The 12,856-nt window shown below is 67.1% G+C and carries 17 protein-coding genes; 7 read left to right on the forward strand and 10 right to left on the reverse strand.

The window, feature by feature from the left end; all coding sequences use genetic code 11:
• Window positions 1-6: 6 nt before the first annotated feature.
• The 4 genes from NA3_RS16155 to NA3_RS16170 all read right to left on the reverse strand — a co-directional run bounded on the left by NA3_RS16155 (window position 7) and on the right by NA3_RS16170 (window position 2,681).
• Entirely contained in the window at window positions 7-1,170 is a 1,164-nt protein-coding gene (locus NA3_RS16155; protein WP_062964428.1) for an RNA polymerase sigma factor, read from the reverse strand.
• Entirely contained in the window at window positions 1,167-1,574 is a 408-nt protein-coding gene (locus NA3_RS16160; protein ID WP_062964630.1) for a YciI family protein, read from the reverse strand. The genes NA3_RS16155 and NA3_RS16160 overlap by 4 nt, the downstream gene beginning before the upstream one ends.
• Window positions 1,575-1,617: 43 nt before the next feature.
• The gene (locus NA3_RS16165; protein WP_062964429.1) at window positions 1,618-2,115 is read right to left on the reverse strand and encodes a pyridoxamine 5'-phosphate oxidase family protein; all 498 of its coding nucleotides are present in this window, start codon (window positions 2,113-2,115) and stop codon (window positions 1,618-1,620) included.
• A 128-nt stretch (window positions 2,116-2,243) separates the two neighbouring features.
• On the reverse strand, window positions 2,244-2,681 hold the full coding sequence (locus NA3_RS16170; RefSeq protein WP_062964430.1) for a VOC family protein: 438 nt from the start codon (window positions 2,679-2,681) through the stop codon (window positions 2,244-2,246).
• Between the two features lie 360 nt (window positions 2,682-3,041).
• On the opposite strand from NA3_RS16170, the gene NA3_RS16175 reads away from it, so the two are divergent.
• On the forward strand, window positions 3,042-3,542 hold the full coding sequence (locus NA3_RS16175; protein WP_062964431.1) for a hypothetical protein: 501 nt from the start codon (window positions 3,042-3,044) through the stop codon (window positions 3,540-3,542).
• A 439-nt stretch (window positions 3,543-3,981) separates the two neighbouring features.
• Here NA3_RS16175 and NA3_RS16180 read toward each other — a convergent pair whose 3' ends face one another.
• Both NA3_RS16180 and NA3_RS16185 read right to left on the reverse strand, forming a co-directional pair.
• Window positions 3,982-4,290: a hypothetical protein gene (locus NA3_RS16180; RefSeq protein ID WP_218021832.1), complete on the reverse strand. Its 309-nt coding sequence runs from the start codon at window positions 4,288-4,290 to the stop codon at window positions 3,982-3,984.
• A 155-nt stretch (window positions 4,291-4,445) separates the two neighbouring features.
• The gene (locus NA3_RS16185; protein WP_128145279.1) at window positions 4,446-4,706 is read right to left on the reverse strand and encodes a helix-turn-helix domain-containing protein; all 261 of its coding nucleotides are present in this window, start codon (window positions 4,704-4,706) and stop codon (window positions 4,446-4,448) included.
• A 93-nt stretch (window positions 4,707-4,799) separates the two neighbouring features.
• On the opposite strand from NA3_RS16185, the gene dinB reads away from it, so the two are divergent.
• Window positions 4,800-6,026, forward strand: a complete 1,227-nt coding sequence (gene dinB, locus NA3_RS16190) for a DNA polymerase IV (RefSeq protein WP_062964432.1) — start codon at window positions 4,800-4,802, stop codon at window positions 6,024-6,026.
• Window positions 6,027-6,058: 32 nt separating this feature from the next.
• On the opposite strand, the gene NA3_RS16195 is transcribed toward dinB, so the two are convergent.
• On the reverse strand, window positions 6,059-6,478 hold the full coding sequence (locus NA3_RS16195) for an NUDIX hydrolase (protein ID WP_062964433.1): 420 nt from the start codon (window positions 6,476-6,478) through the stop codon (window positions 6,059-6,061).
• Window positions 6,479-6,582: 104 nt separating this feature from the next.
• Here NA3_RS16195 and NA3_RS16200 point away from each other — a divergent pair, with 104 nt between their 5' ends.
• On the forward strand, window positions 6,583-7,542 hold the full coding sequence (locus tag NA3_RS16200; protein ID WP_062964632.1) for a patatin-like phospholipase family protein: 960 nt from the start codon (window positions 6,583-6,585) through the stop codon (window positions 7,540-7,542).
• A 75-nt stretch (window positions 7,543-7,617) separates the two neighbouring features.
• Here the strand turns inward: NA3_RS16200 and NA3_RS16205 are convergent, their stop codons facing one another.
• The gene (locus NA3_RS16205; RefSeq protein ID WP_062964434.1) at window positions 7,618-8,721 is read right to left on the reverse strand and encodes a winged helix DNA-binding domain-containing protein; all 1,104 of its coding nucleotides are present in this window, start codon (window positions 8,719-8,721) and stop codon (window positions 7,618-7,620) included.
• A 131-nt stretch (window positions 8,722-8,852) separates the two neighbouring features.
• Here NA3_RS16205 and NA3_RS16210 point away from each other — a divergent pair, with 131 nt between their 5' ends.
• The 4 genes from NA3_RS16210 to NA3_RS16225 all read left to right on the forward strand — a co-directional run bounded on the left by NA3_RS16210 (window position 8,853) and on the right by NA3_RS16225 (window position 11,038).
• Window positions 8,853-9,563, forward strand: coding sequence for a YoaK family protein (locus tag NA3_RS16210; RefSeq protein WP_084491598.1), 711 nt, complete (start codon window positions 8,853-8,855; stop codon window positions 9,561-9,563).
• 158 nt (window positions 9,564-9,721) lie between these two features.
• Entirely contained in the window at window positions 9,722-10,186 is a 465-nt protein-coding gene (locus NA3_RS16215) for a DUF6325 family protein (RefSeq protein ID WP_062964435.1), read from the forward strand.
• Between the two features lie 11 nt (window positions 10,187-10,197).
• Window positions 10,198-10,464, forward strand: coding sequence for an SHOCT domain-containing protein (locus NA3_RS16220; protein ID WP_062964436.1), 267 nt, complete (start codon window positions 10,198-10,200; stop codon window positions 10,462-10,464).
• A gap of 37 nt (window positions 10,465-10,501) precedes the next feature.
• Window positions 10,502-11,038, forward strand: coding sequence for an OmpA family protein (locus NA3_RS16225; RefSeq protein WP_062964437.1), 537 nt, complete (start codon window positions 10,502-10,504; stop codon window positions 11,036-11,038).
• A gap of 3 nt (window positions 11,039-11,041) precedes the next feature.
• Here the strand turns inward: NA3_RS16225 and NA3_RS16230 are convergent, their stop codons facing one another.
• Window positions 11,042-11,887 carry a hypothetical protein gene (locus NA3_RS16230; protein WP_062964438.1) on the reverse strand — a complete coding sequence of 282 codons (846 nt, stop codon included), beginning with the start codon at window positions 11,885-11,887 and terminating at the stop codon, window positions 11,042-11,044.
• Window positions 11,888-11,951: 64 nt separating this feature from the next.
• Window positions 11,952-12,830 (reverse strand): phosphoribulokinase, encoded by an 879-nt coding sequence (locus NA3_RS16235; RefSeq protein ID WP_062964439.1) that lies wholly within the window; start codon window positions 12,828-12,830, stop codon window positions 11,952-11,954.
• Window positions 12,831-12,856 lie beyond the last annotated feature (26 nt).

Below are 12,856 nucleotides of genomic sequence, written 5' to 3' on the forward strand. Positions count from 1 at the left end.
CGGCGGTCAGGCCCAGCGGTCGGTTCGCCGGCGCAGCAGCGCCCGCACCCGTGCTGCCTCGCGAGTGAGGTGGTCGCGCTCCGCGACGCTGGTGGCGGTGCCGGATGCCGCGGCGTACAGATCGGCGGCCTGTTCGAGGTCGCCGGCGCGTTCGAGAAGGTAGGCGTGGACCGCGGCATACCGGGGTAGCCCGGGGTCCACCTTGCTCAATTCCGCGAGGCCGGCCTGGGGTCCGTCGGCTTCACCGACCGCGACCGCGCGATTGAGTCGCACCACCGGGCTGCCGGTGAGATTCAGCAGTTCGTCGTACCACTCCACGATCTGTACCCAGTCCGTCTCGGCGGCGGTCGGGGCATCGGCGTGCAGAGCGGCGATGGCTGCCTGCGCCTGATATTCGCCCAGGCGATCCCGCGCCAATGCCGCTTGCAGAATCGCGACTCCCTCGGCGATCAGCGTTGTGTCCCACAGTGTTCGGTCCTGTTCTGCCAGCGGCACGAGGCGTCCGCCCGGGCCCGTGCGGGAGGCGCGGCGGGCATGGTGCAGCAGCATGAGGGCGAGCAGCCCCGCGACCTCCGGGTCGTCGGTCGCGGCGGCGAGCTGGCGAGTGAGGCGGATCGCTTCGGCGGCCAGGTCGATGTCGCCGCTGTAGCCCTCGTTGAATACGAGGTAGAGGACTCGCAGCACCGTCGCCGGATCGCCGGGCCGGTCCAGCGGCAGCCCCGCGAGACGCCGTTTGGCCCGGCTGATCCGTTGCGCCATGGTGGCTTCCGGAACGAGGTATGCCGTCGCGATCTGCCGCGTCGTCAGGCCACCGACCGCGCGCAGCGTCAATGCGACGGCGGAACCGGGCGACAGCGACGGATGCGCACAGAGGAAATAGAGCCACAGCGAGTCGTCGGCGCCCGGCACCGGACCAGCCGGCGGTTCGTCCTCGACCGCGAGTTCCCTTTCCCGCCGGGAGGTTTCGGCTCGCGAGGCGTCGAGAAACTTTCGCCACGCGGCCGTGACGAGCCATCCTTTCGGATCGCGCGGCGGCTCGTCCGGCCAGGTTTCCAGGGCTCGGATCAGCGACTCCTGCACGGCATCCTCGGCCGAGGCGAAGTCCGCGCCACGCCGGACGAGGACACCGATCACCGCGGGCACCAACTCCCGCAGCAGCGATTCGTTCACTCGGTCACCGTGGGCATCGCGGTGAGCAACGGGCGCAACTCGAGCCACTCCCCGATCGGCTTCCCGCCCGCACCGGGCGCCGCGGACAACTCACCGGCCAGTTCGATCGCGCGCTCGTAGGTTTCGACATCGATCAGCATCCAGCCGGCGATGAGGTCTTTGGTCTCGGCGAACGGGCCGTCGGTGATCGGTGGGCGGCCCTCCCCGTCGGACCGCACGAACGTGCCCTGCGGTGAGAGTGCCCGATGGTCGACGTACTCGCCGGTGGACTGCAGCCGCGCGGCGAAATCCTCCATGTACCGCACGTGGGCGGTGATCTCCTCCGGGGTCCACTGATCCATCGGCACGTCGTTGACCGATGCGGGCGCACCCCGATAGTGCTTGAGCAGTAGGTATTTGGGCATCATCGTCTCCTCGGTGGGCACGGCACGCAACCGGCCGTGGTGATCAGGCCTGCTGACGCTCGGCCCGTTGCCGGACCAGCTCCTCGACCGCGCTGGGCAGGGTGGTGTCGAAGTCGATGAGCTTCACCCAGGTCGGGGTGATGACGATCCGGACCATGCCGTCGTAGAGCGAGCGGACCTCCGCCTCCCACTCCACGCGCTGTTCGGGAGTCATCTCGTAGCTGCCGTTCATCTGCAGGTATTCCTCGGGGATGCCGTCGACCACGTCCAGCTCGGCACGGCCGCGCAGGAGCAGGATCTTCGGCGGATGGACCTCGGTGTCGACCGTCAGCGCGACCTGAGGATTCTGCCGCAACGCGTGCAGTTTCGGGGCGTTCTTCGTCGTGCAGAGCACGATCTGTGAGCCGTTCCAGGTGAACGCGATGGGGACGTTGCGCGGGGTGCCGTCCTTGGCGACATACGCCAGGCGCAGCAGGTCGCGGGCCAGCAACTCCCGGCTGATCGGACGGTTGAGGATTTCGGTGATCTCGTGCTGTTCCATGGCTGTCGCTCCTGTGTCGGTGCCGTCGAGCGGGCCGTTCTCGGTTGCTCGTATCTGGGACGGAGCCGGTTCGACGTTCTCGACGTCGATGGGGAATTTTTTTCGAGTGGCCGAATCGGCCGTGTCGTTCAGCGAAGTTCCTCGACAAGACCGATGAGGATGCCGTCGGGACCGCGGACGTAGCAGTAGCGGTAGATGTCTTCGTACCGGGCTATCGTGCCCACGAGTTCGGCGCCGTGGGCGCGCAGGCGGCCCAGGACGTCTTCGACATCGTCGACCACGAACGTCAGACGAAGAATGCCCGGCGTGTTGACCGGCGCCTGCGGGGCCGCGCCGACGGGCGCCGGCGACCGGAACGTGGACAGCTCGACGCGGCTGCCGCCATCCGGAGTCCGCACGACGGCGATGTCGGCTCGCACCCCTTCCAATCCGAGCAGGTCGTCGGCCCACGGGCCTCCGACCGCGGCCTCGCCCTCCAACTCCATACCCAGTTCGAGGAAGAACGCGACCGCCGCCGCGAGATCCTCGACCACGATGCCGACGTGATCCATCCGGTGGATCGTCATGATGTTCTCCTCGGTTTCGTCGCGACCGTTGCCTCCGAGCCGATCGGCCCAGGCGTTCCGATGCTCGTACTCCTGGGACGCAGCCGCCCGACCGTTCTCGACATCCCCGCGAAAGAATTCTCGGACCCTATCCGAGACCGGTTGTCAGGCGCGCCGAGAGCAGCCTCGTCGCAATGCGCGCAGGTGTCATCAGGAGAGTGGTGTCTTGCGTCAAGATCCTGGCAGGATCTCGCCGGTCATGAGGTTTACGCCAGGATGCAGCGACCGCGGTCAGCGCGCGGTAATGCCGAATACAGTGTTTTCAGGAGCCGGCCTCGGCGATCCTGCTACGCGGAGATCGGCTCGGGTACCGTGCGCGGTGTGGAGTTGTTGAGACGGTTCACCTCTAAGCAGTATTCGCAAGCTCTGGAGTCTTGGGCGTGGATCGGGGTGCAAGGTAAGGAACCGATTTTCGCGTCGCCGTTCGGGGACATCTTCTTCGACTCCGAGGAGGGTGTCTGGCTGCTCGACATTGTCGAGGGGACGCTGGAGTGGGGTTGGACTGATCTCGGGGAATGTGGGAGCGAGCTGGATACTGTTGAGGGGCAGGAGGATTGGTTACGCGCGGATCTTGCCCGAGCGGCCTCCGCGTGCGGGCTGAGACCGAAGCGGTCAGAGATTTTGGACTTTGCCGTTCCTCCGAAGGTGGGTGGTGAGCTGGCCCTGGCCAATATTCACGTCATGGATTTTGTGACCGGCGTGGGTATGGCTGGTCAGATCCACGAGCAACTGCGGTATGTACCCGAGGGTGCGACGATCCAGTTCAAGGTGCAGGAGCCGGAGCGCCGAACTGGTTTGCGTCGATGGCTACCTGGGCGGTAGACCCAATATCCGCTACTGCCGCATGGCGCGCTGAGTGAACCGGCCGTGACAGGTTCTTCGAAGGCCCACAGGGCGAGCGCATCTCGACGATTTCGTGGGTCTGTGCCTGCAAAAATGCCGGCAGTCTTCGAGTCGGCCGGACCTCTCCGTGACTATCTGGCACCAGCGCATGAAAGGCGTCGAGCTCGAGGTGTAGTCGCGCGAAGCGGGCGGCCCCGCCGTGACGGCGCCAAGGATTCTCCCTATTCCGCCTCCCGAACGCACTCATCTGCCACGGGCCGCGCGGTTCGAAGCGGTCAATCGGTCGGCCCTGAAAATCGCTGGCACCGACCGGTTTTGATCTCGAGCCGACCGCCCTCAGCGTCGACCCAACGCGCTGTCCTACCGATGACAGTGTTTTCGCGACTTGGGATCCGCCATGGGGGCTGGTGGAGCACAGTCAGAGGTGATCATCGCCGAGGGTGAACGGGTCCTGACCGGATTTGTAGGCGCACCATTCCTGCCAGAGGTTGTCCGGATCGATGTCGCGATATCCACGCGACCGATCCAATGCTCGCTGGTCCGACAGCGGCATCATCATGCAGAGGGCGTTATCGCGTACGTCGAGGACCTCGTCCTCTGTCAAAGCCGCGCCCTTGTCGTCTTCCCGGCGAATCAGCAGGGCGATGAGCGCAGGAATCGGGATGGGAACCAAAGGATCATCGTCGCGCACCGCCTGGCCCGGCTCGATGGGCTGATGGGTGTTCACAGCAAATCCCCTCCCTACGACAGACAAGACAGCACTCGAAGCGCCGCCGGAACTGTACACGAACCTCGACACTAGGCCCGGCAAGCGGAGAAGGACGCTACGCGAATGCCTGCCCTGCAATCGAATCGGCGTCTCACTCTTCACGAGACGTGCTGCTAGAGGCAGCCGAGCGCCCTATTCCGCCTACGCAACCACCGCTGCTCCGGTGAACCCTGCGTCCCGTCCGGACCGCTGGGCACTTCGCCCAGCGCTTTCGTCCCCGCCTCCAGGAACGCCTGCTTCCACTTGCCCACCGATGGCGTTGACACCCCGCGCCGCCGTGTGGCCTCCGCAGCGCTCATCTCTCCGGCCAGCACCGACAACACCACTCTCACCTTGTCTTCGACCGGGATCTTCAACCGTCGTGACCTGGCCACCGACCGGCTCCTTCCCGGTCCGATGTGCTCGGAGATTAAACCGAGCAACCCTGCCGGAAAGTTTGACACGTAGAGTGGTCTAGTATCGAACATATGTTCGCATCGGATGGTGAAGCGGCGGAAGGGGGGCGTGAGGGGCGGGCGGTGATTCTGCATGCCGATCTGGATTCGTTCTACGCGTCGGTCGAGCAGCGGGATGCACCGGAGTTGCGGGGAAAGCCGGTGATCGTCGGGGGTGGGGTGGTGTTGGCGGCTAGTTACGAGGCGAAGGCGTACGGGGTGCGGACGCCGATGAACGCGCGGCAGGCGTTGCGGCTGTGTCCGCATGCGGTCGTGGTGCCGCCGCGGATGTCGGCCTATGCGCAGGCGAGCCGGGCTGTGTTCGAGATCTTCCGCGACACCACTCCGGAGGTGGAGGGCATCTCCATCGACGAGGCGTTTCTCGATGTCGGTGGGCTGCACCGCATTTCGGGCGCCCCGATCGAAATCGCGGCCGGATTGCGGGCGCGAGTGCGCGCCGAGGTCGGACTGCCCATCTCGGTCGGCGTGGCGCGGAGCAAATTCCTCGCCAAGGTGGCCAGTGCGGTCTGCAAACCCGACGGCCTACTGCTGGTGCGGCCCGAGGCCGAACTCGAATTCCTGCATCCGCTGCCGGTCGAGCGGCTCTGGGGAGTGGGTGAGGTGACCGCCCGGACCTTGCACGAACACGGCATCACCCGGATCGGGCAACTCGCCGACACCGACCCGATGGAGTTGTGCGGTCTGCTCGGTCGCGCCGCCGGACGGCATCTGCACGCGCTGGCCTGGGCGCGCGATCCGCGCCGGGTCGACACCGGTCGCCGGCGCCGCTCGATCGGTGCGCAACGCGCGCTGGGAAACCGGCCTCGCACCGATGCCGAGATCGAGGCGTACCTGCACGGCCTGGCGGATCGGCTCGGACACCGGTTGCGGGCGGCGCGACGGATCTGCCGAACCGTGGTGCTGCGCTTGCGCTTCGCCGATTTCGGCCGCGCGACCCGGTCGCACACCCTGCCGACCGCCACCGACGACGGTGCGACAATCCTGCAGGCCGCCCGCACCTTGCTCGCGGGCGCTCGCCCACTGATCGAGGAACGCGGCATCACCCTCATCGGGCTCGCCCTGACGAATCTGCAGAATACGGATCCACGGCAGCTGATGCTTCCGCTGGACGCGCGCCCGGACACCACGCTCGACGCGGCGCTGGATGCGGTGCGCGACCGCTTCGGTGCCGGGACGGTCACCCGGGCCGCACTGCTCGGTCGCGGTGAGGGCTTGTCGGTGCCGCTGCTTCCCGACTGATGCGCCGGGCCGCGGAAGGCGGGCCGCGGAAATTACTGCGCCGGTAGCAGTCCGCGCGCCACCAGATCATCGAACAGCACCTGATCGACCGGCGGCACCGCGGCCCGGTCGGCGTAGGTGAACCAGGCTATTTCTGCGATCTCGCTGCTGGGCTCGATGGTGCCGGCATAGTCCGCGGTGTAACAGCTCATTCGTACCGAAACCTCGGTGGCGCCGGGCACTTCCGCCTCGTAGGTGCCGACGTGTGCCACCGATTCCGGAATCAGCACCACGGTGAGCTCCTCGGCGATCTCCCGGATCAGCGTCTGCCGGTCGGTCTCCTCGCCCTCGCGCTTGCCGCCGGGAATGTAGAACTCGTCCTTGCCGTCCGGGCGGGCGCACAGGATCCGGCCGTCCTCGATCAGCACCCAGGCGACGGTATCGATGAGGCGCCGCGACGATTCGATCCGCATTCGCGCAGCCTACCCGGGCGCTCGCCGACTCCCCGAGTCTCGGGTGACGCCTCCGGTGCGGCGTGATAGACAGTGCTGAACGCAGTGATCGGAAGGTGGAGGCGATGCCGGACAGTACACAGCCGACACCTCCGGCGGAGTTGATCGCGCAACGCTTCCGCCGCGGCAGCACTGCCGGTGCGCATCGCGACGGAGCTCGGCTGGCCCTGGTCATCGAGGGTGGCTCGGCACGCGGGGTCTATTCGCACGGTATGGTCACCGGTCTGGAAGAACTCGGGGTGCTGCGGTGTTTCGACGCGGTCTACGGCGCCTCGGCCGGCGCGCTGAACGGGGCATGGCTGCTGTGCGGGCGAGCGGCGCGGGCCCGGCGCGCCTGGCATTCCGACGTGGTGCGGCGGGTGATCTCCCCGGCCCGGGCCCTGCGTGGCGGTGTGGTCGTGGACACCCGCTACCTGGTGCACACCGTGTACGAACGCGTCGTCCCGATGGATTTCGAAGCCATCCTGAGCAATTCGGTCACCTTCCACCCGATCGGCACCGATATCAGCGATGGCAGTGCCGTCGATCTGAGCCCGCACATCAGCGATGTTCCCACCCTGCAGCGTGCCCTGCGCGCCAGCACCTGCATGCCGGTTCTGGCTGGGCGCCCGGTGGCGGTGGGCGGCGGGCGCTACGTCGATGCCGGACTGTCCGAATCGGTGCCCATCACCACTGCCCGTGCCCAGGGCGCCACCCACATCGTCGTGTTGCGCACCCGGCGAGCCGATGAAAAGCCCAGCATCCCATCGGATTTCGAACGGCGCGTGGTCGCGCGGGTACTCGGCGCCTCGGGCCCGGCAGTGGCACAGAGCTGGTTCGCCCGCGCCGCGCAGTTCGCCGCCGACGAGCACCGCATGACGGCCGACCCGTCGATTCTGCAGATCCGCCCACCCCTGGGCGCGCCCACGATCGGCCGGGTCGCCCGCGATTCCGCGGTCCTGTTACGTGCCCTGGATTTGGGGCGCGCGGCAACCTTGGCCGCGCTCGGTGAGGCCCTTCGAGCCGACGGGGACATCGCGATCTGAATCGCCCCGCTGCCCTGGACGGGCCTCGATAGCGGCCGATGGCCGATCGGCCATAGCGAGCAGCTCTCGGTCGGCTCAGCCCAGGTTCAGCTGGTCGCGGCCGGTGGCGCGGGCGAGGTGGACGGCTTCGGCTTCCAGCAGCTCCGCATCGACATGGTCGCCGTCGAACATGCTCACCGTGAGGGTGTCACCGACGGTTTCCCACGTTCCGGCGATCCGGCCGCCGACGAGGACCAGGGGCGAGATCCAGCCGGCGGTCCGGCTGACCTCGGCGCGATGGGCCGGAGGCAGGAGGACCGGATCCGTGGTGCCGGGGCCGAGGACGTATTGGTCGAAGGGACCGAGCAGGCGGACGCTGTCGGTGGGGTTCGTGGCGGCCAGATCGGCCGCGTCCTCGGTGCGGATCCAGGTCCGGCGGCCCTCGACGTCGACTTCGGTGAGTTCGGAGCCCAGATCGGAGAACCATTGGCGGACAGTTGTTTTGCGCAACACGCCGCGGATGAGCCAGGCGTTGAACGCCTCCGGTGTGCCCGGACCGTAGGCGCCGAGATAGGCGTGGATCAGGTGTGACGCCGCGATGTCGGTGGGTGGCAGGCCGCTCCAGCCACTCACCGCATGTGCCGGGGCGGTAAAGGTCACCGACGATCCGCGGGCGGGTCCGTGGCACAGCACTCCCTGCCAGGCCAGCGGTTTCAACAGCGCACCCCACCCGGACCGCAACTGTTCCCCCATCGCCGCGAAGCGGCGGTCCCGCAAGAGTTCGTCCACCAGTTCGGTTCGGCTCAGCACGGCACCGCCGTCGAGCAGGTCGGCCACCGCGTCGGTCAGCGCCTTCACCTCGCCGGGATCGGCGCCGAAATTGCGTTGCCAGGCAGGCTTTTCCCATGTGCGGGCCGAGGCGATCAAGGCCAGCGCGGCGGCCGCCGTGTCGGGTGTCATCGCATGCAGCGTGCCGCGCATCGCCCACGTCTTCATCAGCTCACCGGCGCCGAGAGCGCGCACCAGCTCTCCCGGCGCTCCCCCGCGCCGCACGGCCACCGCGGTCTCCGCCGCGGACGTCACCTGCGCCTGCACTCCGGCCAGCCGCCGCGCCACGGCGACGGCATCCCGGGCGTCACGCGCCTCGACGAAGCCCCGCCGCAATCGCCACGCGAACACTTGACCCCATGTGGCCTTCACCGCACCTCCCACACCCGCCGATCCGCGCGCTCACCTTACGGCTCGGCACCGACAACTCGCACGGTCGTGACGCCTCGCACCCCGCCAGGGAAATCCATGCACATGTGTGCATGTATTGCTAGCCTGTTGCCGTGACTCCGAAATCCGAAGACTCCTCCGAGCCGTTCTGGACACTGGAGGCCCGGCTGGCCTCGGCACTGCTGATCCTGGCCGGATTCGTGGGCGCCGCCGCCTACACCCACTCCGAGGGCTACTTCGTCACCTTCATGACCGGCAATACCGAACGTGCCGTCATCGGCGGATTTCTCGGCGACTACACCCTCGCGGCCGGCGCCCTCGCCCTGATCGTGTTCTTTCTCGCCGGTGTACTCGTGGCGTCGATCTGCCGCCGGCACTGGTGGCGCAATCATCCGCACGGCGCGACCATGCTCGCCACCGCCGCCCTCACCGCGGCCGCCGTCCTCGACACGATCCTCTACCGGCACGATTCCGATCTCGGCCTGGTGCCGATCCTGCTCGTCTCGTTCGCGATGGGTTCGCTGAACACCTCGTTCGTCAAGAAGGGTGAGGTGTCGATCCCGGTCACCTACGTCACCGGCACCCTGGTGAAATTCGCCCAGGGCGTGGAGCGGCATATCGCCGGCGGCACCCATCGTGAGTGGCTGGATTACGCGGTGCAATGGCTGTCGTTCGCCGCCGGCGCCTTGATCGGCGGTCTGGTCTCCCTCGTCGTCGAGGGCGCCGACATGCTCTACACCGCCGTCATCGCCTCCGCCATCGTGGCCGCCTACACCTGGCGCGCCGACCTGAGCTGGGTGCAGCGCCATCCGACCTCGGAGTAACGGGCGCGGTCGCGGTATCTGCGCGACCGGCGGCACCGAATCATAGATGTCAGGTCGTCTCGCCGGCCGCGTTCGCGCTGTCGCCGGCCCGCCCGGACCTGGGTTGCGGTGGATGTTCGTCTCAGAGGGTTCGTTTCAGAGGGTCAGGCGTCGGAGAAATGAGGTGTCCGGTGAACACTGCTGCCGATATCGACGAGATGGGGCCGATCGACTATCTCGTCATCGAATTTCCCGCCGACCGGCAACCGGACGGCTCGGCGTTGCCGCTGCTGCGCGATCTGGTGGACCGCGGCATCATCCGGGTCCTGGATCTGGCCTTCGTGCACAAGGACACCGACGGTGCACTGACCGGGATCGACATCGCCGATGTCGGGCTGACCGGGGATCTGGATGTGACCCTGTTCGCCGAGGCGGCGACCGGGCTGCTCGACGACGGTGATCTGCGCGAGGCCGGTAACGCCTTGGAGCCCGGCCATTCCGCCGCCGTTCTCCTCTACGAGAACGCGTGGGCGGCGCCGCTGGCGGTCGCGTTGCGGCGCAACGGCGCCGAACTCGTCGCATCCGGTCGCATTCCGGTGCAAGCCATCCTCTCGACCCTCGACAAACTCGAGGCTGACACCTAAGGAGAAGCAGCATGCCCGGACTACTTCGTGGCGTCGCCCGCACCGCGGTGGTCGCCGGAACCGCCACGGCGGTATCCAATCGCGTGTCGCGCCGCCAGGGCCAGCGCTGGGCCGCGCAGGAGGAGTACCAGTACCAGCAGCAACAGCCGCCGCCCGCACCGGCCGGCGGGGGAACCGACCGCATCGCCGCACTGAAGCAGCTGGGCGAGTTGAAAGCTCAGGGGGTGCTCACCGAGCAGGAGTTCGAATCGGAGAAGGCGCGCATTCTCGCGTCGTGACCACCCGGGCAACCGCACGGAGATCAGGAGAAGCAGCATGAAACTCGTCAAGGCGGTAGCAGTGCTGGCGACCGGTGCGGCAGCACTGATTCCGATCGCCGCGTGTTCCTCGGACAACAACAGCGGTCCGGTCGCGGTCACGACGACCACGACGCACGGCGGCGAGCACACCGATATGCGAAGCAGTCTCGCCACCACGGCGTCGTCGGTGGTCGGCTCGGCCCTCAACTCCGCGCAGCAGGCGGTGCAGAACGCGATCAACAGCGTTCTGTCCGCGGCCCCGATCACCTTCGACAAGGGCAGCTCCGATCTCAGCCCGGCCGATGTCGCCACGATCAAAGCGGTGGCGCTCCCGCTCAAGGGCAACGACACCGCGATCAAGATCGAGACCTATGCCGTCGACTCGAACTCCGGGGCGGCCGACTCGCTCGCCGAGGCCCGGGGCAACAACGTCGCCACGGCCCTGCAGAACGAGGGGATCGACAAGGCTCGCATCACCGTTCACGCGGAAGGCAATCCGATGGAGTCGAACGTGCAGATCGATCAGGCGACGATCTCGGTCACCACGAAATAGCGGTCACCCTCCGGCGTCCGGCTCGCCGCCCCGCACCTCCGTGCGCGTCGGGCCGGGCACCAGCACTTTGGTGATCGTCGCCGCCCCGACCACGACGAGCGAGAGCACGAAGAGCCAGCTGATCGCGGTGAACACCGGGCCCAGCAGCCCGAACTTGACCTGCGCCGAGGCTGTGATCTTCGGCAGTACCAGGCGTCCCACCGCCCGGACCGCCGTCAGCCCGACGGCTGTCAGCACTCCGGTCGTCCACAATGCCCGCCCACGCAGCGTGCCCAGCGTCAGCAAGTACCCGCAGAGGGTCCATACGAACATCCACACCAGGAACTCGCCACCGACGGTGAGCGGCAGCCCGACATAGCGCAGCCCGGCGAGTTCGCGCACGGCCCCGATGGTTGCGGCGGAGAACGCGACGACGAGCAGAACCACCGGCCAGCGCCATGCGTCGCGCAGGCCGATCGCCGGCACATCCCACAGCTTGCCGTAGATGCGGGCGAGGGTTTTGGCGAACGAGGCGCCACTGATCACGACCATCAGCAATCCGACCACCCCGAACGCCGCGAATGTCGGATCGCTCGCAGCGACGACGCCGAAGGCGGACCGGAACGTCGCCCGGTCCAGGCCCAGCTGATCGTCGATCGCGCGCGTCGCGAGATCCAGCTGGGAGAAGACGGAGCCGGCGATGATCACTGGCAGTACACAGGTGAAAATCTTGGCCGCCAGCGTCATCGAGCGGTCCACGATTTCGATATCGGCGAATTCGCCGACCAACTGCCGGAGCGGCCCGGACCAGGCATCCGGTGAACCCCGGCGCGCCGCGGCCGTCGTGGCGCTCAGATTCATCGACCACATAGCGTCGATTCAACTCCGCCCGGTCGGTGTGCGCGAGCGTCGAAACGCCGATATTCGTGGCGGGTTATGCGCGCGGGCCGGGTCGTTTGTCCATCAACCGCAGAATGAGCGGAGTGAAGATCAGTTGCATCGCCAAGTCCATCTTGCCGCCCGGCACCACGATGCAGTTCGGGCGAGACATGAACGAATCGTGCAGCATCGACAGCAGGTACGGGAAATCGATCACCTTCGGATCGGCGAAGCGGATCACGACGAAACTCTCGTCGGCGGTCGGAATGCTACGGGCTGTGAACGGATTCGAGGTGTCCACCGTCGGCACCCGTTGGAAATTGACATACGTGCGCGAGAACTGCGGGCAGATGTATTTCACGTAGTCGGGCATGCGCCGCAGGATCGTATCGATCACCGCTTCGCTGGAATAGCCGCGCTCGGTCTTGTCGCGGATGACCTTCTGAATCCATTCCAGATTCACGATGGGCACCACCCCCACCAGCAGATCCGCGTAACGCGCCACATCGACGGTGCCGGTGACCGCAGCGCCGTGCAACCCCTCGTAGAACAGCAGGTCGCTGCCGGGGGCGAGTTCTTCCCACGGTGTGAAGGTGCCCGGTTCCAGTCCGTAGGGTTTGGCCTCGGTCTCGTCGTGCAGATATTTGCGCACCAGACCGACGCCGGACTGGCCGTAATCGCGGAACAGGCTTTCCAATTCGGTGAGCAGATTGGCCTCCGGGCCGAAATGCGAGAAGTGCAGGTTCAGATCGGCTTCGGCCTCGGCCATCGCCACCTGCATTTGGCCGCGATCGTAGCGATGGAACGAGTCCCCCTCCACGATCGCGGCATTGATGCCCTCTCGCCGGAAGATCTCCTGGAAGGTCCGGGTGACGCTGGTCGTTCCGGCGCCGGAGGAACCGGTGATGGCGACCACGGGATGCTTGCGCGACATGACATCTCGATTCGATCAGCCGGCGT

It is taken from the genome of Nocardia africana NBRC 100379 (genome assembly GCF_001612635.1).
Lineage (GTDB): Bacteria > Actinomycetota > Actinomycetes > Mycobacteriales > Mycobacteriaceae > Nocardia > Nocardia africana.

Coding starts and splice junctions, on each gene's coding strand:
- NA3_RS16170 (WP_062964430.1), bottom strand. CDS start 2,681: ATGACGATCCACCGGATGGATCACGTCGGCATCGTGGTCGAGGATCTC.
- NA3_RS16200 (WP_062964632.1), top strand. CDS start 6,583: ATGCCGGACAGTACACAGCCGACACCTCCGGCGGAGTTGATCGCGCAA.
- NA3_RS16165 (WP_062964429.1), bottom strand. CDS start 2,115: ATGGAACAGCACGAGATCACCGAAATCCTCAACCGTCCGATCAGCCGG.
- NA3_RS16235 (WP_062964439.1), bottom strand. CDS start 12,830: ATGTCGCGCAAGCATCCCGTGGTCGCCATCACCGGTTCCTCCGGCGCC.
- dinB (WP_062964432.1), top strand. CDS start 4,800: ATGTTCGCATCGGATGGTGAAGCGGCGGAAGGGGGGCGTGAGGGGCGG.
- NA3_RS16215 (WP_062964435.1), top strand. CDS start 9,722: ATGAGGTGTCCGGTGAACACTGCTGCCGATATCGACGAGATGGGGCCG.
- NA3_RS16195 (WP_062964433.1), bottom strand. CDS start 6,478: ATGCGGATCGAATCGTCGCGGCGCCTCATCGATACCGTCGCCTGGGTG.
- NA3_RS16230 (WP_062964438.1), bottom strand. CDS start 11,887: ATGTGGTCGATGAATCTGAGCGCCACGACGGCCGCGGCGCGCCGGGGT.
- NA3_RS16160 (WP_062964630.1), bottom strand. CDS start 1,574: ATGCCCAAATACCTACTGCTCAAGCACTATCGGGGTGCGCCCGCATCG.
- NA3_RS16225 (WP_062964437.1), top strand. CDS start 10,502: ATGAAACTCGTCAAGGCGGTAGCAGTGCTGGCGACCGGTGCGGCAGCA.
- NA3_RS16220 (WP_062964436.1), top strand. CDS start 10,198: ATGCCCGGACTACTTCGTGGCGTCGCCCGCACCGCGGTGGTCGCCGGA.